Source organism: Bacteroides sp. An51A (assembly GCF_002161565.1).
Taxonomy (GTDB): domain Bacteria; phylum Bacteroidota; class Bacteroidia; order Bacteroidales; family Bacteroidaceae; genus Phocaeicola; species Phocaeicola intestinalis.
Window position 1 is genome coordinate 204,759 of record NZ_NFIC01000002.1, and the last position, 20,422, is coordinate 225,180.

A 20,422-nucleotide genomic window follows, 5' to 3' on the forward strand; every position below is an offset into this window, starting at 1 on the left:
ATGATGAATACATTCGAACGCGGCGTGAAGTTCATATTCGACCGCATGATTGCTTTCCTTTTGCTGCTATTGTTTTCGCCGGTTTTCTTGATTTGCTATATACTTATCAAGTGGGAAGACGGCGGGCCTGCTATTTTCAGGCAAGAACGTATCGGGCTGCACGGACGTCCGTTTTACATTTATAAGTTCCGCAGTATGCGGACAGATGCCGAAAGGTCTGGAGCCATGCTTTGTAGCGGAGAACAGGACAAACGGTTAACTAAAGTTGGGAAATTCCTGCGGATGCATCATTTGGACGAACTGCCTCAGCTTTGGAATGTTTTAATCGGGGATATGTCGTTTGTTGGTCCACGTCCCGAACGAAAAGTTTATATTGACCAGATTATGCAGGCGGATTCACGCTATCGGCTATTGTATCAAGTGCGACCGGGAGTCACCTCGTATGCTACTTTGCATAACGGCTATACCGACACATTGGAAAAGATGCTCCGGCGTTTGCGGTATGACTTGTTTTATTTAGACCATGCTTCGTTATGGTTCGATTTCAAGATTATGGCAAATACATTCTTGAGTGTTTTCGGTGGGAAGCTTATCTGATTTTTATTGTGCAACTAATTGCGATGTCTGATGCATATAGGTGCTTCGTTTGTAAGATTATTAATCTTACAGCCGGAAGATTATTAATCTTGCGCGTGTAAGATTATTAATCTTGTCGGCAAAGCAAGTATATAGGCAAAATTGGTGAGCTATATAAGTTGTATAGAGCAGCCAGTTGGAACGAATAAACAACCTTTATATATGAACGACAATACTGTTATGGTCAGTATTTGTTGCCTGACCTACAACCATGCTCCTTACATCCGGGAATGTTTGGACGGTTTCCTGATGCAACAGGTGGACTTTCCCATCGAAATCATTATCCACGATGATGCCTCAACCGATGGAACACAAGATATACTCCGGGAATATCAGGAGAAATATCCCGATTTGTTCCATTTGATTCTTCAAACGGAAAACCAGTATTCGAAAGGGATACATGTGACCATTGAATATATTTTTCCAAAAGTAAAAGGCAAATATATCGCTTTTTGTGAAGGAGATGATTATTGGACAGATTCATATAAGCTGCAAAAGCAAGTCAACTTTTTAGAAGCTCACCCTGACTATTCGTTGTGTTGCCATGCAACTAAACAATATATCCAGCAAACCGGCGAGTTAAGTAAATGGAAATTACCCAGACAAGTGGAAGGAAGAAATATTTCGTTTACTTGTCGTGACTGGACGCATTATGGATGGTTTTTCTGGCCCTTGTCGGTCGTTTTACGGAAAAGCTGTTTAGATGTTTACTTTTTATCTTCTTTCCCACTATGTAGGGATGTACATACATTTTATTCGTTGTTGCAGCATGGGAAAGGTTATTTCATGGATGAATGCATGTCAGTCTATCGCAGACATGATAACGGAGTGTGGAGCGGCATTTCATACGAACAGAAAAGAATTACAAGCTTGGCTAACGCATACGATATTTACCAAGAAGATAAAAATGCGGACACACGCCGGATGGTGATAACCAATTTGGGAGAATTACTGATATTTTATTTACGCTACGGGCGAAACTTTCGCAAAGCTTGGAAAGTAGTTCCCTGGGCTATTCGCTATTGCGGTTGCAGGGGTATTTTAGGATTATGCGGATATATATGCAGAAAAACGGTTGATAAATGTTTCAGATAATCCATGTCGCTTCGCCAACAAGCTTTTAAAGGAATCATGTGGAACCTGACGGATAACCTTGCCGTACAGGTTATCCAGTTTGTCACTAGCATTTACATGGCACGCATTCTGTCCCCGTCCGATTACGGATTGATGGGAATGCTGCTCATCTTTACGGCATTGTCGGATGCCATTATGAACGGCGGCTTCTCTACAGCCTTGATACGGAAGATCGACCGCACCGATACTGATGCTGCTACGGCGTTTTATTTCAATATTGTAGTCGGATTAATGTTATACGGAGGCTTGTTCCTTTTGGCACCGTCTATTGCTGCTTTTTATAAAATACCCTTGTTGCAAGACCTTATAAAAGTAGCCGCCATTCCTTTTGTGGTCAATGCTTTCTTCTTGGTGCAACGCACTTACTTGACTATCCGGATGGATTTCAAGACACAGTCAAAAATATCGGTGGTATCGGCATTGGCAAAAGGAGGTACAGGCATCGGCATGGCATACGCAGGTTATGGCGTATGGGCAATAGCCTGGTCGGGAGTAGCCGGAGCGGTAGTATCGTGCATACTTTATTGGTGGCATTCGGTATGGAAACTTCGGCTCTGCTTTTCTTGGCGTTCGTTCCGCGAACTATTTGGTTTCGGTTCCAAGCTGATGCTGTCGGGCGTATTGGATGTATTGGGAAACAATTTGTTCACCCTGATTATAGGCAAAAAGTTCGCGGCATCCAGTTTGGGCTATTACACACGGGCATACGGCTACGCCTATCTGCCTGTAGGTGTACTTTCAGGAGTTCTTTCACGGGTAACATTGCCCATGCTCAGCCGGATACAAGAAGATGACGAGCGACTGGCAAAAGTCTACCAACAGATGCTGAACTTGGCGGCTTTCGTCACATTCCCCTTGATGACCGGACTTGCCTTATTGGCACGTCCGCTGATTGTACTGATGATAACGGACAAATGGCTGCCTTGCGTAGAATACCTGCAAATACTTTGTTTTGCTTTTATGCTCTACCCCATTCATGCGCTAAACCTGAATTTGCTTCAGGTAAAAGGACGATCTGACCTGTTCTTACGGTTGGAGGTGATAAAAAAGGTGCTGATGTTGGCATTACTGCTAATTGCCCTGCCATTCGGGATACGGGCTATTTGTATAAGCGGTGTTATCGCTTCGTTATTGGCTTGGATATTAAATACATATTATACAGGAAAACTGATAAAAGTCGGTTTTTTTAAACAAGTAAGAGGAATGTTCCCCATAGGTGGATATACATTATGTATGGGAGTATGCATTATGCTGGTCAACACTTATATCAAGACTGATTATGGGCAACTTTTAATAGGAATCGTAGTGGGCATTTCTTCTTTTCTTTTGACTGCTCTTTGTTCACGGTCTAAAGAATTAAGATATATCATATCAGGTCTTAAAAATAATCATTCATTCAAATAATATTTCAACCATGGACACTACAAAAATTGGATTTGACTTAGAACACAGAGATAAGTTGATAACCGTCACGTCTCCTTTACTTCCCGACTTATCAGAACTGATGAAGTCGCTTGAACAGATATGGAAATACAAATGGATAACGAATAATGGCCCGTTTCATCAAAAATTGGAAGAAGAGCTATGCAATTACCTACATGTAGATTATCTTTCACTCTTTACCAACGGAACATTGCCTTTGATTACCGCTTTACAAGCATTAGGCGTTAAAGGAGAGGTCATTACTACACCTTACAGCTTTGTAGCAACAACTCATGCAATTTGGTGGAATGGGCTGAAGCCAGTATTCGTAGATATAGACCCGGTGACTTGCAACATGAATCCCGATAAAATAGAGGAGGCCATCACTCCGCAGACTACAGCTATAATGCCTGTACATGTGTATGGTACGCCTTGCGATACGGAACGGATACAAGCCATAGCCGACAAGTATGGACTGAAAGTGATTTATGATGCAGCCCACGCTTTCGGCGTAGAAGTAAACGGAAAGTCTATTTTGCAAGCAGGAGATATGTCAACGCTTAGTTTTCATGCCACCAAGGTTTACAATACGGTAGAAGGCGGTGCGTTGATCATGCACGATAAAGAAACCAAACAATACATCGACCACTTAAAGAACTTCGGGTTTTCGGGAGAAACTGAAATCGTTGCACCAGGCATCAACTCAAAAATGGACGAACTGCGGGCAGCATACGGCCTGTTGAATCTGAAACAAGTAGATGCCGCGATTGAATCAAGGCGGCAGGTGGCTATGGCATACAAGGAAGCCTTGAAAGATGTAGAAGGAATCTCTTTCCTACCCGATTTGCCCGAAGTCAAACACAACTATGCATACTTTCCCATATTCGTAGATGCAGATGTATATGGAATGACAAGAGATGAACTATACGGCAAGATGAAAAAGAATAATGTGCTGGGAAGAAGATATTTTTATCCCTTGATAAGCAACTTGTCTTCCTATAGTGCATTAGAAAGTGCAGCACCGGATAATTTGCCCGTAGCAAACAAAGTAGCTGATAGTGTGATTTGTCTGCCCATGCATGCGGAATTGACGAAAGAAGAAATAGAACGAGTAATTGAACAGATTGTCAAATAAACTAAATGAAAGAAACATGAAAAATTTACTGATTATCGGTGCGAGAGGTACAGGACGAGAATTGTATGGTTTCAGAGAAGATTTTATCGGGTATAATGAAACGTTTGTAATCAAGGGCTTTTTGGATGATAATCCTCATGTTTTGGATGGATTCGAAGGGTATCCACCAATTATATCTTCAGTTGAAGATTATGAGGTACAAGAAAAAGATGTGTTTGTTTGTGCTTTGGGTGATCCGAAAATGAAACAAAAGTATATAGAAATTATATTAGAAAAACATGGGGAATTTATTTCGTTGTTATCTAAGTCTTTGAAACTCAGCAAAACCAATCAAAAGTTAGGTAAAGGTTGTATTATATTATGCCATACAGCTATTGATGCCGATACAGAAATCGGCAATTTTGTTACTATGTTGCCGGGAGTATTGATTGGACACGATACCATTGTTGAAGATTATTGCATGTTTGATTGTCATGTTTTTTGTGGTGGTGGTTCAAGAATAAAAAAAGGAGCTTTATTATACACTGGCACCAAAGTGTTACCTCATAAAACGGTCGGTGCAAATGCTGTAGTTAATGCTGGAAGTGTGGTTGCACGTGATGTGCCAGCGGGAGCCACGGTAATGGGTATACCTGCCCAAGAAAGCAGAAGTTGGATTAAAATGATATTGCAAAATATCAAAAAATGATTGAACATAATTGATATAAATTGATTTTATTCATTTCTTATGAGATCATTAATTTTATTTCTTACTTCATTCTTCTTTATATCATGCGGAACAGAATCAGAAGAAACTATTGAAAACGAAATCGTCCATTGGGATGCAAATACTATCGTTTTTACACCAGTCGATATTCAAGGGAATCTACTCATTAAACAAAAAATCAAGCCCTTGAATGGTATGGGGAATGGTCCATTATATACTTATCAAAATGGTCATTTCATTAATGATTGGACAAATTCTTTCAAAGATTTGAATATACCTATTATTCGTTTCCATGACATAGAATATTTCAATGCACAAAATAAAGCAATAAATATCAGTGCCATATTTCCTGATGAACAGGCCGATGCATTGACAGAAGCATCGTATGACTTTACGGCAACAGACCAATTGATGAAAGCTGCAATGTCAACTGGTGCAAAAATCATTTTTCGATTGGGAGAAAATATTCAGAATATAGGTTCTGCCACAGGAAGCAATAAACCTCCTAAGGATTTCCATAAATGGGCAAAAATAGCTGAACGAATTGTTGCCCATTACGAAGACGGTTGGAATGATGGTTATTTCTATAAAAATATTATGTGGGAAGTATGGAACGAGCCTGATGTAGAAAAATGTTGGGATGGAACCTTCGATGATTATTGCGAGTTCTACAAAATAGTATGGCAATGCATACATACTTTACATCCGAAAGCTGACATTTCACCTTCGTATGCGTATGATAAGGAAAATCGCACTAAATTATATCAATTTATTATTCAAAATAATTTAGATATCAAGCATTGCTTTTACCATCGTTATTGGGACAATTTTTCTACTGTTGAAGAATATACAACAGATTTGAAAAATGAACTGAAACAATTTGGATTGGAAGCTGACATTATTATGAATGAATGGAATTTTCTTTCATCTGAAGATAATTTTAATAATAATGATTTGGGAAAAACTTTTATTGCCATTCAAACCCCATTAATCGCAACTTGGTATGCACAACAATTAATTCACATGCAAGCTGCGGAAAATTTAGCGGGTGCCGTATACTATACATCAGACATGCCTGGGCTTTGGACCGGTTTATATAGATTAAATAACACGGGCGATATTGTATTACTTCCCACTTACGATATATTCAAATATTTTGGTGAATTGTATAAATTGGGTAACGAAATTGCTGCTGATAATCTACCGGAAGACATTTCTGCTTTAGCAGCTTCGGATGGGAAAGAAATGGGAATTATGGTTGTAAATTATTCGGACAAAAAGAAGAATACAAAAATAGCTATAAACAATATTTCTTTGCAAAATCGAGATATTTTAATCAACGAAATCCCATATCAACTTGATTCAGAATATATTGATATTGAAATGTCCCACTATGAAGTTTCTTTCATCAGCATTTCTGAATTGAAACAATAAAATCTCAGAAGCTTATAACATGTTCATATACAAGATTTATAATAATGCTACGTTGTAATAATTTATACGACAAACAAGCAATTATGAAAATTGAGACAAACCTTGTCCAAACAGATGCTGCATGGAAATATCATATACAAAGATTTACAAAGATTTATAGTGTTGTAAGCTGAAATTCTGTCAATTCTTTTGGCATTTTCATAGAATAGATGTACCTTCGCATCAGATAGTTAAATAAATCAAAAGCACATTATGCGGGATATACAATTAGTAGCTCAATATGTCGGTTTATCTTTGCTTTCCAAAGGATTGTCGGTAAGTCCGTTGAAACTCCAAAAAATACTCTATTACGTGCAAGCATGGTATATGGTGTTTTTCGGGCGAAAGCACACATTGTTTTCAGAAATACCACAAGCTTGGGTCAATGGACCGGTCTATCCGTCGGTCTACCGTAAGTATCGTCGTTGTGTGCCCGGGATGTGCGACCATTTGCAAGCTACAGACTTTTGTGGAGAAGAAGATCCGTCTGTTGCCTTGAAGCGCATTTCAAACCTATTGAACTTTACAGATGAAGAACAAGAGTTGATAGAATCCATTATCATGCTATATGGTGCCAAAACACAAAATGAGCTGATATTATATACTCATGCAGAAAAGCCTTGGGCTGAAAAACGGGAAGGATTGTCTCCTTTTCAACGCTCGGAAAAAGAGCTTTCATTGGATACCATGTATGAATACTACAAGGCCAGACACGACAAGAACAGGGAGGGAAAGGCATGAAACTGGAGAGTATCGATTTAGAACCTGACGAAATCAGGGTAATCAATTCCCCAGATCGCTTTAAAAAGGAAATCAAATTTGAAGACTCCAGAATGTCGATGGACTTACCTATTGTCATCAAATATGACTATTTGGATTTGGAACGCACTGATTATCATTTTCGGCAAACATTTAAATTAGAGGATACTCAAAAATATTTTGAAATGATGAAAGAAATATCCTCGAATACGATTAATAGCCTATCGGCAAAAGCAAATGCTTATCATTTCCGCCGGAGTGAAATCAAAGGCAATCTAATGAAAGTAATGGCAAAAGCTATGCCCGAAGCTATTCAGTCTAATCCTATTATTTATCATTTTGCGCTTTATACCAGCAAACAACAAGCAGACAGAAATAAAGACATAAGGTCTCCTCGTGTGTATTTTATGTTAGGTACGTATGGATTTATTTATCCGCTCTTTTTTGACCCTTATCATGAAATAAATCCTTGATATTTTTCCTTAAGCCAGTTCGTTTTAGTTTAAACTTCTTTTCATCTTTATACTTCTTGCAGTAGTTATTTGTGCATTTTGTGGATGCCATCATAGTAGAGACGATGTGTACATCGTCTCTACAAAAACACTGCGAGGTGTATAGGAAAATGCACAAATCCATGCCGCGCATAGTATGACTAATGTTGGAGCAAAAGCATTTGTCTAACAACATTTACAGCGGATTTTCATTTTCTTACTTTTCTATATATGAAACACTTATTTCCTTTCATTATTGTACTTATAACGCATCTAAGCGTTGTTTCGTGCGGAACGAATTTGGATGCTCGCAATTTGTTTTCTTCTACTTCAAAAGAGATCGTTTTTGACCTTATAGACCCTAACGGGAAGCTGATAGTAAAACATAAGATAAAGCCTTTGAATGGAATAGGGAATGGTCCATTATATAGATATCAAAATAATCAGTATATCATAAATTGGTCAACTGAGTTTAAAGAATTGCATATTCCTATTATCCGTTATCACGATGTAGAATACATAAATAAAAACAATCAGGCAGTTAATATCAGTGCCATATTCTCCAATCCTAACGCAGATGAATCTAAAGTGTCTTCTTACAATTTTTCTGCAACCGACCAATTGATGAAAGCCGCTACAGAAACCGGTGCCCGGATTATTTTCCGATTAGGAGAAAACATCCAGAATCTGGGTTCTGCCACAGGAGACAATACTCCTCCCAAAGATTTCCACAAATGGGCAAGAATAGCCGAACGGATTGTCGCCCATTATGAAGACGGGTGGAATAATGGTTTCCGTTATACAAATATCATGTGGGAAATATGGAACGAACCGGATAATCATCAGTGTTGGAACGGTTCATTCGATGCCTATTGTGAGTTTTATAAAACGGTATGGCGGTGTATACACGCCAAGCATCCCGATGCGGATATTTCGCCTTCGTATGCTTATAGCGCGGAAAACCGAGCGAAACTTTACCGATACATACGGGATAACGGATTGGGAATCGGTCATTGTTTCGTGCATCATTATTGGAACGACTTTGCCGGAATCGGAGAAGATGCGAAGAAGTTGAAGAATGAATTGAAGCAGTATGGACTGGAGGCGGATATTATCATGGATGAATGGAATTACCTCTCCCCGGATGGGAAATGGAACAATTTAGCCGCTACGTTTTATGCGATTCAGACCCAGCAGGCTGCCGCTTGGTATGCCAAACAGCTCATCCACATGCAAGCGGCGGAAGATTTGGCAGGAGCCGTGTATTATGCCTCGGACATGCCCGGATTCTGGACGGGATTGTATAAGCTGGACAGTGAGGGTAAAGTGGTCTTGCTTCTGGCGTATGATGTATTCCGCTACTTCGGCAAACTCTATGAACTGGGCTATGAGGTAAAGCCGGACAAGGTGCCGGAAGATACTTATGTATTGGCAGCTACGGACGGGAAGAAAGAAATGGGCATCATGGTAGTGAACGATTCGGACAAGTCTAAAGAAGTGGATGTCCGAATAAAAAATGTCCGCTTGGATGAATACAAGATACAGATGAAAGGCAAGAAGGTGCATGCCACGGGTGAGAAGATAAGACTTCGGCTATTGCCTTATGAAGTGTCTTTTGTGAATATATTAACCCAATAGGCTTCCGTTTTTGTGCACTTACTATTTTTTATATCTCTATCAAAACCCGTAGAAAAGCGTTTCTACATTTTTGACTTAATTTAGTAATCTTAGGAAACCGATTCGCAGTGATGCGCGTCGGTTTCTGAAACTGAAGCTTTGTACCTTGCACGGTATAGATTTATTTTAGAGTATTCATGGATTTCGATTTACAAAAATACGCCCAATGGATTTTGACTTTGCCCTGCCATAACCTGTCAGTTTGGGGGCTTGAATCACTTTCCCGGATTCATATTTCCTTATATGGAATGATTGTAACCGATGCTTTAGATTCTATTTATGGAAAACGGGAAAAGTATTTTACCCGAATGAAAGAATTGTATAAGACTTGCAGCAATCGATATAAAAGAGCAGATATCATCGGCGCATGCCGGTTGGCAGACGTAATGCAGTCGTTAGCTTATGCGCCCGGTGTCCTGGACTCGCAATGGCAGGATACATGTTACAGACAGATGTGGCAATTCGTAGAACAGAAAAGCCGGATGGTAAAAAACTGGGATATTCCCCAATGGTTGTGGTGTGTGGCTTGTTCTTGTTACCCTTTATCTGACGAATCGGCAGGAGAAGAATGTTTCTTGCGTTTCAGGCAACAACTGGAAAAATGGATAATCGACTGGGATACCGACGGGCAATGGCAGAACCTTTCTGTCTGCAAGGCTTTGCAACGACTCCGGGTATTGAACGGCAATTCTTATATGTTCTTGGATGATGCTTACGATAATATTATTTGCGCCATTTATCATTACTACCGTATGCGGGTGCCATTGAAAGGCAACATAGATACCTGTATAGTAAAACAAGCAGGCATGCTGTATGAACAAGCAGGCATTACCAAGGCATATCCGGCAGACTGGGACACGATGAAAGCTGTTGTCAGATTTATGTCTGCTTGCCTGTTGAAACTGCGTGCGGATAGCGATGAATGGCTTTACGCACTCTCTGTGCTTATCGAAAACAAATGTCAACATATAATGAAAGAAGTTTCCAGGCAAATAGATTCCTGTCATTATGTCTATCCATGAAAAATACGAGAAAGCTCTTCAGCTCTATGCTGAAACAGATTTGACTGGTGCGGAAATAGCTAAAGAATGTCAGGTCGCTGTTGCCGGATTCCGTGCCTATCTGTATCGCTACCACCGGTGGTTGGTCTTAAAACGGTATGGAATAAAAGAAACAGAAGTACCTGTCAAGCTTCGTCCAAAGAAAGGACAACGTCCCAGTTCGCACCAGAAATATAAGGATGCGGTAGCGGCTTGCGACAGTCTGACATATATCCGACTGAACATTTCGGAAATAGCCCGTATGTTTGGAGTCAGCGAAACCGGTCTGGGTAATTTTTTACGTTTGCATTATTCCGACATACTGGAACGCAGGGAAAAAGAAAGAATGAAACGAGGTATCGGTGACAACAAAAAACGAGGAGCCCGCCGGCATTCTGTAGAGATGTATGACAAAGCGGTAAAAATGTATAATACGACAGAAAAGACTATTTCTGAAGTGGCAGAAGATTGTAAAGTGTCATTGGGCGGACTGAGCCAATACATGCGTTTCTATCATAAAGCAGTTATCAGAAAACGTTCTGCCGAACGGGAAAAAGCCAAACGTCATAACCGGATAGGCCATCCGTCTGGAAACGGACGGAAACATATACCTGAACCTGAGACCGTGGAGAAATATAAGAAAGCCCTGGAACTGTATAAGCATACAAGCATGATAGTAAAAGACATTGTACAGCAGACAGGCGTCCCACTGGAAGGTTTCCGGTATTACCTGCGCACATGGCACCGCGATTTGATGTTGGAACGTAGAGGAGTCAACATTGCAACAGTGGATCGTGACTGTATAGACTTAAAACAAACCAAACGTTACCTGAAATCATCTGCGAGTAAATATGCCGATGCCATAGCTAGTCTGAAAGCAGGAAGTAAATCGATACAGCAGGCTGCAACCAACTTTGGCCTGCACCCTGAAACTTTCAGAATGTACCTGAAAGAACATGAACCTGAGCTTGCCATGCGGTACGGCATGATGAAAACCGCTGATGGGAAATATGTTTCAAAACTTGCAGCTGAAAAATATGCTGAGGCAATCCGGCTATACGAAACCACAACTGAAAACCTGAAATCCATTGCACAAAAATTGGGATTGGTCTACAATAGCTTAGGAGGGTATGTGAGGCGGAATTGCCCGGAAGCTATGGAACGGCACCAGGCATTATTGAAAAATCATCGGAAACATTAAGAAGCTGTTTTGAATTTCTCCAAAAAGTTTTTCTTGGCTTGATGTGTTCGTTTTCGTGTGTGCTTTGGGCGATTTTTTGGTCCTTTCCGCTTCTGTTCTTCGTCAGATAGCCCGCTATCTTCCTCATCACAGAAGCGAAAATGCCTCAAAAACTCATTCCAAATCATCGCACGATAAATTCAAAACAGCTTCTAAGACGAGAAAAATTTTTTGTAGAATTATGTTTAAATACTGGCTCGAAACTAATTACAACCAACTTTTAATAGGGATACTTATCCTGTTGCTGATGGGAAATATAACAGGTATTGTAATAAATGTACAGGACAGACATAAACAAAAAGAAAAAATAATCCAGCTTCAACAGGAAATTGATTCCATTTATCATGAGATAGAAAAATGATGGTATTACCAACATCTCATAGTACGCATTTTTTTCTTTTTTGTTCGCATATCTGGACAAGATTCTGCATTTTTGCATACAAACAAGAAAATGCCATTCATGTCCTCTTATCCAATTAGAACATACCTGCACCGCCTATGACATAGAAGAAACTGTTTTGAATTTCTCCAAAAAGTTTTTCTCGTCTTGATGTCTTAAAAATGTAATGCGGCACGGATACGTGCGTAGGGGGCATCTTTCAAAATGACTTTTTTATTCCCATCAAGCAGGTAAAGCGATGGCATGGCTTTCAGGTCATAGAGAGCGTTTAGCTTGATAGCCTCACGGTCGGTGCCTACCATCCAGTTGGCCGGGAGGTTGGAGAGATCGCTACGCCATGCTTCTGGATTACCTTCGGTGTAAATGGCCAATACGGTGAGTTTCCCATCGGTTACAGCATCTGCCAAGGTCTGGTCGTGCAGCATGTCTTGCATGATTTCATGACAACTGGGGCATTCCGGATCATAGAATATCAGCAGCAGACGGTTGTTTGAGGCTGGAGTTTGATGAAGTTTGCTTGCCTGTCCGTTGGGTAGATAATACGTAAAGTCAGAAGCAAGTGTACCAGGCTGGTTCCGGCTGATGAGCTTTTGTTTGAAAGCCAATGTGCTTTTAGTCGCATCGTCTATGGTTTTGCTTTGCAGCATACGGTTCAGGTAAACAAGATACAATGCTTCGTTGTATAAGGGTGAGTTGGGATTGTATAAATATTCGTCGAACAAATGCATGAATGTTTTGCACGCTTCCTGTTGCTGTTCTATATGCGAGCAGAGAGCATCCAGACTCTTTGTGATTTCTTGTGAAGAACTTTCACCATCTGCCAGTAACGAGATGTGATTGACGAATCCTTGTTCGGTTATGTCACGGTTATTAAGTAAAGTCGTATCGGAGAAGTTGAAATTATCCCAATAGTGTGCCAATAGAAATTCACGACGTTCCTCCGGCTCAGTCAACATCACTGGAATGTCGGGGAAAGGGAACTGTGCTTTGTCTGGTTGTGTGGCTACATTTTCTTTTTGTATGGACGTGTGTTCTTCGGTCGCATGCTGTTTTTGCCCGGAGGTGCATGAAGTTCCGAGAATGATGCATACAATTGCGATGTAGTAATAAAGGTGTGTTTTCATACCCATATTTTTTGAATATTACAAGTGCAAAGATACGATTTTATAAATGAAGAATGAAGGATTTAGCATAAAGAATCCTTGCAAATTTGGCTTGGCATACATTCTTTATCTTTAGAAGCTGTTTTGAATTTCTCCAAAAAGTTTTCTTGGCTTGATGTATCCGTTTTCGTGTGTGCTTTGGGCGATTTTTTGGTCCTTTTCGCTCCTGTTCTTCGTCAGATAGCCCGCTATCTTCCTCATCACAGAAGCAAAAATGCCTCAAAAACTCATCCCAAATCATCGCACGATAAATTCAAAACAGCTTCTTATCCTTCATCATTTTTCAGACCAGCTTGTAAACACCTCCGGCATAATTGCGGATGATACCTTTTAATTCCAGTTCGAAGAGGATGCCACTCATGCGGGTTATGGGGATATTGCTTTCTACTACTAAGCTATTCACTTGCATGCCTTCGGTTTGTTTTTGAAGGAGTTGTACTACTTGTGTCTCTTCCGCGTTCAGTTCGGGAAACAGTTGCCGCTGGATAGCCGCAGGTATTTCTTTGGGGCGGTTCCAGTTCATTGCTTTCACCAGTTCTTCGGCGCTTTGAAGTAAAATGGCACGGTTGGAGCAGATAAGCCGGTTGCAGCCTTCAGAGTAAGTATCGTCTACCCGTCCGGGAAAGGCAAAACAATCCCGATGATAACTGTCGGCTATTTCGGCAGTAATCAGTGAGCCTCCTTTCAATGCCGATTCTACTACGATAGTAGCGTCACTGATACCTGCTACAATCCGGTTCCGTTTTACGAAGTTCTGTCTGTCGGGATTTGTTCCGCTCATAAATTCGGTCAGCAGTCCACCGTGGGTTGTCATTTCAATAGCCGTATGCCGGTGAATATATGGATAAATCCGGTCTAGTCCGTGTGCCAGTACACCTATTGTATCCAATTGGTATTGCAAGGCTGCGCGATGGGCATGGATGTCAATGCCGTATGCCAGCCCACTGACGATAAGAGTATCAGGCATCAGTTCTTGCAGGTCGTGTATGAAGCGGTCGCACAAGGCTTTGCCATAACCTGTGGCATTGCGTGTACCTACCATACTGATGATGTGGCGGCTGTTTAGGTCGGCATTGCCTTGATAAAACAAGACCAGTGGAGCATCACTACACTCGCGTAACCGGGAAGGGTAGTCTTCGTCATCGGAGGTAAGGCAGGCAATGTGGTTTTTCTCGGCAAAAGTAAGTTCGGCTTCACATCTGCGAAGTATTTCCGGATGGTCGAATGCTTGTAGAAGTCTGGGGCTGACTTGGGGTAGTAAGTCGCGTAACTCTTTGGTATGTGTAAAGAGAAAGGTGGCATTCCCTGCCGCTTGTAGCAGATTGTGGGCATGATTGATGCCGATGCCGGGCAGTTGGGTCAAGGCAAGCCGGTAAAGTGTTTCTTGTGTGTTCATTCGTTGAAATAAGGTGCAAAAAGGTTGTTGAAAAGTTCACCGTCACTCAGCCGTCCGTTGATGAGGCATACGGTTTCAACTGTTGATTTAATGGCTATTTTCATATCAGGCAAACGGAAAATATCTTGGTAGAAGACATATTTGATGCCTTCTTTCTTCAGATAGAGTTTGGAAACAAATTCGTCTCCGCTTTTCAGTGGTGTCTTGAATGCCATGGTCAGCCGTGCTACTACCGGATCAATACCTTCTGTATGAAGTTTGGCAAAACTGATGCCGGCAGACAATAAAAATTCATGCCGGGTGTGTTCAATGTAATGTTGGTAGTTAGCGTTGTTTACGATACCTTGCAGATCGCATTCATAGTCGCGTACTTTCATTTTCAGTTCATAGATATATTTCATGAGTTATTGAGTTTTTAAGTTATTGAGTTTTTAAGTTGGCAAGTTGATAAGGCCTCGGATAGTAAAGGTATTTAAAACCTCGTCACCTTGTCACCTCGTCACCTTGTCACCTCGTCACCTAGTCACCTCGTCACCTCGTCACCTTGTTACCTCGTTACCTTTTTCATATATTCGTACCCGATTCTGCAATACAAGCATTTCTTTGGGTCGCAATAGTTCTTTTTGAGTTGGATAAGCGCCTGGCTGTCTCCGGCATGGTTGGCTTTCAGTCCACATTCCTGCCAAGTCCGGATGATGTAATTGTTTTCCGGTTTCAGTTCTTCGAGGAAGCGGTTGGCACGTTGGCAAAGGGCTTCGTTCGCTTTGTGTTTGCCATACGCATATAGAAAAGGAACTACCGTGTTGATGATAAGCAAGTCGATAGAATTGTTGCTTAACGTTTTCGGATGAGCGGGAGAAATTTCGCCGAATGTATAGTGTGTCAGCCAGTACTCGGAAGTACCTCCTCGGAGCAGTTCACGTACTTGCTTCAGGTTGTCTGTTTCCATCAGTTGAGAAAGTAATCCTTGTGAACGATGGTACAGGCAAGCCAATTGGGCAATACGTATATGTGGAAAATTGCCCGGACGCAGCCGGAGAAAACGCCAATGGCAGTCTGCCGAGGGAGTAAGTCCGAATTTATGGCTGAGGTAAGCATATTCTTTTATCAAGGCTTCGGTATAAGTGTCTATCGGAAGCTCCTGCAACAGTCCGGCTTGTCCGAAAAATAGGGCTTCTACCTGAAATAGACTATCGCGGTGCTTGTTGACTGCTGTTAAAGGTACGGTTTTTGCCCATAATTCGAAGGTGTCACTATTCACTCCGAAACCAAAATTGCGCGCCAGAGTGATAAAGAAAGCATTTTCCCAGTCGCTGTTGCAGGCTTTCAGTCGCTGGTGTATTTGTTCTGTCTTGCTTTCGAACCGTTCTACTTGCAAGGCGGATAGCCAGCTGTGCAAGAAGAACGCTGATAGGGAAGGAATCAGTTCATGACAAGCCGGATAACGGTCTTCCTGCAGCAATTGTTCGTAATGGGCAAGCAAGGCTGGCGGGCAATGCAGCTCCATTTGCGGGATAGGTTCGCCGTTGGTACGGACTGGGGAGGCATCCATTCGTGAAGCTACATGCAGAATGACTGAATCGTATGCCGGGTCAAGGTGGTGCCGGTGGGCAAACCAGTCGGATGCTTGCAGATGTATTTCCACGTTGCCTACCCACAGCACACCGTTTAACTTGATTTTGGCGTTGAAGAAATCAGGGCCTGCATGTATATTGGGCAGTCCCACGTCGATGATTTCCACTGTTTGTCCATCGGTTGTTTGTAGCGGCTGAAGGGCAAAAAGTTTGTGTTTCCACACGTAATGTAAGAGTTGTTCCATGTTAATGAGGTGTAAATGTTCGCTAAATGTAATGATTAATAACGAAAAACGCTATCTTTGTGGCTGAATTTAATTGATTTATTTATGAAAATAGCATTAATCGGATATGGAAAGATGGGTAAAGAGATAGAAAAGGTCGCTCTTTCCCGCGGACATGAAATAGTAAGTATCATAGATGTGGACAATCATCAGGACATCGATTCTGATGCTTTCCGCTCGGCAGACGTAGCTATTGAGTTTACAGCTCCTGCAGTGGCATACGGCAATTGTATGGAGGCTTTCAAGCAAGGAGTGAAAGTTGTATCAGGTAGTACTGGCTGGATGGGTGAACACGGTGATGAGGTGCGCCGCTTGTGCAAGGAAGAAGGAAAGACGTTGTTCTGGTCATCCAATTTCAGCCTGGGGGTAGCTATATTCTCGGCGGTTAACAAGTATCTGGCTAAGATAATGAACCGTTTTCCCAACTATGATGTTTCGATGGTGGAAACACATCATATCCATAAGGTGGACGCACCCAGCGGTACAGCCATCACACTTGCCGAAGGTATCCTGGAAAACCTGGACCGTAAGAGTAAATGGGTAATGGGTACCTTAACTGCTCCCGACGGTACTGTAAGTGGAACGACGGAGTGTGCTCCAGATGAATTGCCGGTCAGTGCTATCCGGCGGGATGAAGTGCCGGGTATCCATACTATCCGCTACGAATCGGAAGCCGATTCCATCATCATTACACACGATGCAAAAAACCGGAAAGGGTTTGCCTTGGGGGCTGTGCTGGCTGCTGAATATACAGCTGTTCACGAAGGCTTTTTGGGAATGAATGACTTATTTCAATTTTAAGGAACGGGTATGATACAAGCATCGCGCAGGCAATGGGTGAAATTCGGCATTGTCTTGTTTTTATACATTCTCTTTCTCATCTGGCTGAAAAGCTGGCTGGGTATAGTCGTCATCCCTTTTATCTTCGATGCCTATATCACCAAGAAAATACCTTGGACGTGGTGGAAAAAATCGAAGAATAAGGCGGTGCTCACGGTAATGGGGTGGGTAGATGCCATTGTGTTTGCATTGGTAGCGGTTTATTTCGTCAACCTGTATTTTTTCCAGAACTATGTTATTCCTTCTTCTTCGTTGGAGAAATCATTGTTGGTAGGCGACTATTTGTTCGTAAGCAAGATGAGTTATGGGGCTCGTATTCCACAGACTCCTTTGCATATGCCGCTCACTCAGCACACGCTTCCGGTCTTCAATTGTAAGTCGTATCTGGAATGGATTCATTGGGATTACAAGCGTGTGGGCGGATTGGGTACGGTAAAACTGAATGATATCGTGGTCTTTAATTTCCCGGCAGGAGATAGCGTGGCTACAGCCATACCTGCTGATGACTTGTACCGGTTGAGTTATGATGCAGGCAGACAATTGTCACAACAGGTCGATTTCTCGCGCTTGGATGCCGAGCAGCAACGGCAAGTATTTGATTATTATTACGCAGCCGGACGCAAGTATATCGATGAAAACCCGCAACTATATGGAAAAGTCATCGCACGTCCGGTAGACCGGCGTGAGAATTATGTGAAACGTTGTGTCGGACTTCCGGGGCAGACGCTTCAGATAAAAGACCGCATTGTATATCTGGACGGTAAGGCAAACAAAGAGCCCGACAATGTACAATACCGCTATATCGTACATACGAAAGGCATGTTACCCGATGACCTGTGTCACGAACTGGGTATCAGTGCAGAGGACCGGGCTATGTATTATCCCGAGGAATCTGTTTATAATATACCGTTGACGGAGAAGGCGAAAGCAGGTCTTTTGGCACGCAAGGATATCGTGGTCTCTATCGAAAACATGCCTGATGAGGCTATCGAAGGACTTTACCCCGTAAATAAGGTGACCGGATGGACACTTGACAATTATGGTCCGATATGGATTCCAAAGAAGGGGGAGACCATCGACTTGACTTTGGACAACCTGCCTTTTTATGAACGTCCGATCCATGCTTACGAGGGAAATACCTTGGAAGTAAAGGAGGGTAGAATCTATATCAACGGACAGGAGACCACCCGTTATACATTTAAAATGGATTATTACTGGATGATGGGTGATAACCGGCATAATTCGGCCGATTCCCGTTTTTGGGGCTTTGTGCCTGAAGACCATATTGTGGGCAAGCCGATATTTATCTGGTTGTCCTTGGATCAAGACCGTGGATGGCTGGACGGTAAGGTTCGTTGGAACCGGTTGTTTAAGTTTGTGGATTCGATAAAATAACATAGCGTGTACGGGTTGGCCAGGCTTTAGATACCTGATGTATTGAAAACCTGGTCAGCCAGTACCTGATTAATTATATGAATGCAAGCTGGAAAACCATACTGAAAGGAATTGCCGGATGTGTGCTGGCAGTAGTATTGGTGAAAGCTTTCCTTGTTACGTCTTGCTTTATTCCTTCGTCGGGAATGGAAAACAGCCTTTACGAAGGCGAAGGGGTATTGGTGAACAAGTGGAGCTACGGTTTGCGTATGCCTTTTCCATCGGTATTCGGATACCACCGTATCGGTTCTTGCGATATCAGGAAAGGAGATATAGTCTTGTTCAACGACCCAAGTCCGGGTAATCCGTCCCGATGGATGGAGGGGCGTGGTGTGTTTATCAGCCGTTGTATAGGTAGGGCTGGAGATACATTGTTGTTGAACCGCGAGCTGATTGATGCGGAAAATGAAGTCTGGAGTCCCGACAACAAAGCTTTGTATGTATATCCTTCGGCACAAGAAGATACTGTACAGGCAATATTGAAGGCAGTAGGTATTTCTGAGAATCCTTTGGTGGGATATACCGAGGAAGGCGATTTCATCCGGAGCTTCAGCCGATATGAATTGTATCTCGTTGCGCAAAAGGGAAAAGGGAAGGTAATTTTTACACCGTTGAATGCCAAACTAGCAAAGGAGGTACATCCTTATGTGGTGCCCGAAAAAGGTATTCCGGTGATGGTCTATCCTTGGAATGCGGTATTGCTTTGCAACACCATTGTGTCGCATGAGGGGAAAAATGCCACCGTGCAGGGAGATACCTTGTGGGTGGAAGGAAAGCCGGTGCGTTCGTATACATTCAGTAAGGATTATTATTGGATGGCTTCGAATGACCCGGTCAATCTTGCCGACTCCCGTTTGTTTGGCTTTGTGCCCGAAGAATGCATCATTGGCAAAGCGTGGCGCATTTGGTTTACTACCCGGAAGGGGCGTTTTTTACAACGTGTAGAATAAAGAATGGAAAAAGAAATATTGTTAAGTTCGGCGTATCTGGCACCGGTAGAGTATTATACGAAACTCTATGCGTATGATAAGGTATATGTGGAACGGTTCGACCATTATGCGAAACAGACTTACCGGAACCGGTGTGTTATCGCTTCGGCGGCAGGACCGTTGGCTCTGACCATTCCTACCGAAAAGAGTGACGAACAGAAATGTTTGATGAAAGATGTGCGCATTTCCGACCATGGGAACTGGCGGCATGTGCATTGGAATGCGTTTGTGGCGGGCTATAAGCACAGCCCGTTCTTTGATTATTATGCTGATGAATTCCAGGAGTTTTACAAGCGGAGGTATACTTTCTTGTATGATTTCAATGCTGATTTGTGCCAGTGGATATGCAGGCAACTGGATATGCAACCTTGCATTGTACCTACTGATGATTTTTGTGTATCACCCGAAGGGGTAGAAGACTTCCGCGAACGGATTCATCCGAAAAAGCCTTTTGAGGCTAATGACCCGCAGTTCGTGCCTAAGCCTTATTATCAGGTGTTCGATGCGCAAACCGGTTTCCTTCCGAACCTAAGCATCATCGATTTGTTATTCAATATGGGACCCGAAGGATTACTGGTGCTGAAGGAAAGCTTTTATAATGAAGAATGATGAATGAAGAATTAAACTTG

Annotated in this window: 21 protein-coding genes; 15 read left to right on the forward strand and 6 right to left on the reverse strand. The window is 42.2% G+C overall.

Annotated elements, in window-relative coordinates:
- The 11 genes from B5G04_RS04445 to B5G04_RS04495 all read left to right on the forward strand — a co-directional run bounded on the left by B5G04_RS04445 (window position 1) and on the right by B5G04_RS04495 (window position 11,674).
- Window positions 1-597, forward strand: a complete 597-nt coding sequence (locus B5G04_RS04445) for a sugar transferase (protein ID WP_087395994.1) — start codon at window positions 1-3, stop codon at window positions 595-597.
- 201 nt (window positions 598-798) lie between these two features.
- A complete protein-coding gene (locus B5G04_RS04450; protein ID WP_087395996.1) occupies window positions 799-1,731 on the forward strand; it encodes a glycosyltransferase in 933 nt (310 codons plus the stop codon).
- 36 nt (window positions 1,732-1,767) lie between these two features.
- On the forward strand, window positions 1,768-3,174 hold the full coding sequence (locus B5G04_RS04455; RefSeq protein WP_158100042.1) for a lipopolysaccharide biosynthesis protein: 1,407 nt from the start codon (window positions 1,768-1,770) through the stop codon (window positions 3,172-3,174).
- A 10-nt stretch (window positions 3,175-3,184) separates the two neighbouring features.
- The gene (locus B5G04_RS04460; protein ID WP_087396000.1) at window positions 3,185-4,327 is read left to right on the forward strand and encodes a DegT/DnrJ/EryC1/StrS family aminotransferase; all 1,143 of its coding nucleotides are present in this window, start codon (window positions 3,185-3,187) and stop codon (window positions 4,325-4,327) included.
- Window positions 4,328-4,343: 16 nt separating this feature from the next.
- Window positions 4,344-5,015, forward strand: coding sequence for an acetyltransferase (locus B5G04_RS20695; protein WP_087396003.1), 672 nt, complete (start codon window positions 4,344-4,346; stop codon window positions 5,013-5,015).
- A 39-nt stretch (window positions 5,016-5,054) separates the two neighbouring features.
- On the forward strand, window positions 5,055-6,467 hold the full coding sequence (locus B5G04_RS04470) for a hypothetical protein (protein WP_087396005.1): 1,413 nt from the start codon (window positions 5,055-5,057) through the stop codon (window positions 6,465-6,467).
- A gap of 252 nt (window positions 6,468-6,719) precedes the next feature.
- Entirely contained in the window at window positions 6,720-7,247 is a 528-nt protein-coding gene (locus tag B5G04_RS04475) for a type II toxin-antitoxin system antitoxin SocA domain-containing protein (RefSeq protein WP_087396007.1), read from the forward strand.
- Window positions 7,244-7,738 carry a hypothetical protein gene (locus B5G04_RS04480; protein ID WP_087396009.1) on the forward strand — a complete coding sequence of 165 codons (495 nt, stop codon included), beginning with the start codon at window positions 7,244-7,246 and terminating at the stop codon, window positions 7,736-7,738. Before B5G04_RS04475 ends, B5G04_RS04480 begins: the two co-directional genes overlap by 4 nt.
- A 498-nt stretch (window positions 7,739-8,236) precedes the next feature.
- Window positions 8,237-9,394 (forward strand): hypothetical protein, encoded by a 1,158-nt coding sequence (locus B5G04_RS04485; RefSeq protein ID WP_087396010.1) that lies wholly within the window; start codon window positions 8,237-8,239, stop codon window positions 9,392-9,394.
- A 347-nt stretch (window positions 9,395-9,741) separates the two neighbouring features.
- Window positions 9,742-10,455, forward strand: a complete 714-nt coding sequence (locus B5G04_RS04490) for a hypothetical protein (protein ID WP_143270426.1) — start codon at window positions 9,742-9,744, stop codon at window positions 10,453-10,455.
- Complete coding sequence (locus tag B5G04_RS04495) at window positions 10,442-11,674, forward strand: hypothetical protein (RefSeq protein WP_087249993.1); 1,233 nt, start codon at window positions 10,442-10,444, stop codon at window positions 11,672-11,674. The genes B5G04_RS04490 and B5G04_RS04495 overlap by 14 nt, the downstream gene beginning before the upstream one ends.
- Here B5G04_RS04495 and B5G04_RS19655 read toward each other — a convergent pair.
- The 6 genes from B5G04_RS19655 to B5G04_RS04520 all read right to left on the reverse strand — a co-directional run bounded on the left by B5G04_RS19655 (window position 11,671) and on the right by B5G04_RS04520 (window position 16,491).
- A complete protein-coding gene (locus B5G04_RS19655; protein WP_158100044.1) occupies window positions 11,671-11,841 on the reverse strand; it encodes a hypothetical protein in 171 nt (56 codons plus the stop codon). The genes B5G04_RS04495 and B5G04_RS19655 overlap by 4 nt on opposite strands.
- 427 nt (window positions 11,842-12,268) lie before the next feature.
- Window positions 12,269-13,237 carry a DUF5106 domain-containing protein gene (locus tag B5G04_RS04505; RefSeq protein ID WP_087396320.1) on the reverse strand — a complete coding sequence of 323 codons (969 nt, stop codon included), beginning with the start codon at window positions 13,235-13,237 and terminating at the stop codon, window positions 12,269-12,271.
- A gap of 40 nt (window positions 13,238-13,277) precedes the next feature.
- The gene (locus B5G04_RS19660; protein ID WP_158100045.1) at window positions 13,278-13,517 is read right to left on the reverse strand and encodes a hypothetical protein; all 240 of its coding nucleotides are present in this window, start codon (window positions 13,515-13,517) and stop codon (window positions 13,278-13,280) included.
- 42 nt (window positions 13,518-13,559) lie between these two features.
- Entirely contained in the window at window positions 13,560-14,672 is a 1,113-nt protein-coding gene (gene dprA / locus B5G04_RS04510) for a DNA-processing protein DprA (RefSeq protein ID WP_022039299.1), read from the reverse strand.
- A complete protein-coding gene (locus B5G04_RS04515; RefSeq protein ID WP_087396016.1) occupies window positions 14,669-15,073 on the reverse strand; it encodes an acyl-CoA thioesterase in 405 nt (134 codons plus the stop codon). The genes dprA and B5G04_RS04515 overlap by 4 nt, the downstream gene beginning before the upstream one ends.
- 146 nt (window positions 15,074-15,219) lie before the next feature.
- Window positions 15,220-16,491 (reverse strand): DUF2851 family protein, encoded by a 1,272-nt coding sequence (locus B5G04_RS04520; protein WP_022039297.1) that lies wholly within the window; start codon window positions 16,489-16,491, stop codon window positions 15,220-15,222.
- An 84-nt stretch (window positions 16,492-16,575) separates the two neighbouring features.
- Here B5G04_RS04520 and dapB point away from each other — a divergent pair, with 84 nt between their 5' ends.
- From dapB to B5G04_RS04540, 4 genes are all read left to right on the forward strand, one after another.
- Window positions 16,576-17,331, forward strand: a complete 756-nt coding sequence (gene dapB, locus B5G04_RS04525) for a 4-hydroxy-tetrahydrodipicolinate reductase (protein ID WP_022039296.1) — start codon at window positions 16,576-16,578, stop codon at window positions 17,329-17,331.
- Between the two features lie 9 nt (window positions 17,332-17,340).
- The gene (locus B5G04_RS04530) at window positions 17,341-18,765 is read left to right on the forward strand and encodes a S26 family signal peptidase (RefSeq protein ID WP_022039295.1); all 1,425 of its coding nucleotides are present in this window, start codon (window positions 17,341-17,343) and stop codon (window positions 18,763-18,765) included.
- A gap of 77 nt (window positions 18,766-18,842) precedes the next feature.
- Window positions 18,843-19,754, forward strand: coding sequence for a S26 family signal peptidase (locus tag B5G04_RS04535; protein WP_022039294.1), 912 nt, complete (start codon window positions 18,843-18,845; stop codon window positions 19,752-19,754).
- Window positions 19,755-19,757: 3 nt separating this feature from the next.
- Complete coding sequence (locus B5G04_RS04540; protein WP_087396018.1) at window positions 19,758-20,402, forward strand: WbqC family protein; 645 nt, start codon at window positions 19,758-19,760, stop codon at window positions 20,400-20,402.
- Window positions 20,403-20,422: the final 20 nt, after the last annotated feature.

What these genes read in the sequence shown, in the direction of transcription:
- B5G04_RS04495 (WP_087249993.1), top strand. Translation starts at nt 10,442, where the DNA reads ATGTCTATCCATGAAAAATACGAGAAAGCTCTTCAGCTCTATGCTGAA.
- dprA (WP_022039299.1), bottom strand. Translation starts at nt 14,672, where the DNA reads ATGAACACACAAGAAACACTTTACCGGCTTGCCTTGACCCAACTGCCC.
- B5G04_RS20695 (WP_087396003.1), top strand. Translation starts at nt 4,344, where the DNA reads ATGAAAAATTTACTGATTATCGGTGCGAGAGGTACAGGACGAGAATTG.
- B5G04_RS04480 (WP_087396009.1), top strand. Translation starts at nt 7,244, where the DNA reads ATGAAACTGGAGAGTATCGATTTAGAACCTGACGAAATCAGGGTAATC.
- B5G04_RS04540 (WP_087396018.1), top strand. Translation starts at nt 19,758, where the DNA reads ATGGAAAAAGAAATATTGTTAAGTTCGGCGTATCTGGCACCGGTAGAG.
- B5G04_RS04535 (WP_022039294.1), top strand. Translation starts at nt 18,843, where the DNA reads ATGAATGCAAGCTGGAAAACCATACTGAAAGGAATTGCCGGATGTGTG.
- B5G04_RS04520 (WP_022039297.1), bottom strand. Translation starts at nt 16,491, where the DNA reads ATGGAACAACTCTTACATTACGTGTGGAAACACAAACTTTTTGCCCTT.
- B5G04_RS04460 (WP_087396000.1), top strand. Translation starts at nt 3,185, where the DNA reads ATGGACACTACAAAAATTGGATTTGACTTAGAACACAGAGATAAGTTG.
- B5G04_RS04470 (WP_087396005.1), top strand. Translation starts at nt 5,055, where the DNA reads ATGAGATCATTAATTTTATTTCTTACTTCATTCTTCTTTATATCATGC.
- B5G04_RS04490 (WP_143270426.1), top strand. Translation starts at nt 9,742, where the DNA reads ATGAAAGAATTGTATAAGACTTGCAGCAATCGATATAAAAGAGCAGAT.
- dapB (WP_022039296.1), top strand. Translation starts at nt 16,576, where the DNA reads ATGAAAATAGCATTAATCGGATATGGAAAGATGGGTAAAGAGATAGAA.
- B5G04_RS04505 (WP_087396320.1), bottom strand. Translation starts at nt 13,237, where the DNA reads ATGAAAACACACCTTTATTACTACATCGCAATTGTATGCATCATTCTC.
- B5G04_RS04450 (WP_087395996.1), top strand. Translation starts at nt 799, where the DNA reads ATGAACGACAATACTGTTATGGTCAGTATTTGTTGCCTGACCTACAAC.
- B5G04_RS04455 (WP_158100042.1), top strand. Translation starts at nt 1,768, where the DNA reads ATGTGGAACCTGACGGATAACCTTGCCGTACAGGTTATCCAGTTTGTC.
- B5G04_RS04530 (WP_022039295.1), top strand. Translation starts at nt 17,341, where the DNA reads ATGATACAAGCATCGCGCAGGCAATGGGTGAAATTCGGCATTGTCTTG.
- B5G04_RS19655 (WP_158100044.1), bottom strand. Translation starts at nt 11,841, where the DNA reads ATGATTTGGAATGAGTTTTTGAGGCATTTTCGCTTCTGTGATGAGGAA.
- B5G04_RS04445 (WP_087395994.1), top strand. Translation starts at nt 1, where the DNA reads ATGATGAATACATTCGAACGCGGCGTGAAGTTCATATTCGACCGCATG.
- B5G04_RS04475 (WP_087396007.1), top strand. Translation starts at nt 6,720, where the DNA reads ATGCGGGATATACAATTAGTAGCTCAATATGTCGGTTTATCTTTGCTT.
- B5G04_RS04515 (WP_087396016.1), bottom strand. Translation starts at nt 15,073, where the DNA reads ATGAAATATATCTATGAACTGAAAATGAAAGTACGCGACTATGAATGC.
- B5G04_RS19660 (WP_158100045.1), bottom strand. Translation starts at nt 13,517, where the DNA reads ATGATTTGGGATGAGTTTTTGAGGCATTTTTGCTTCTGTGATGAGGAA.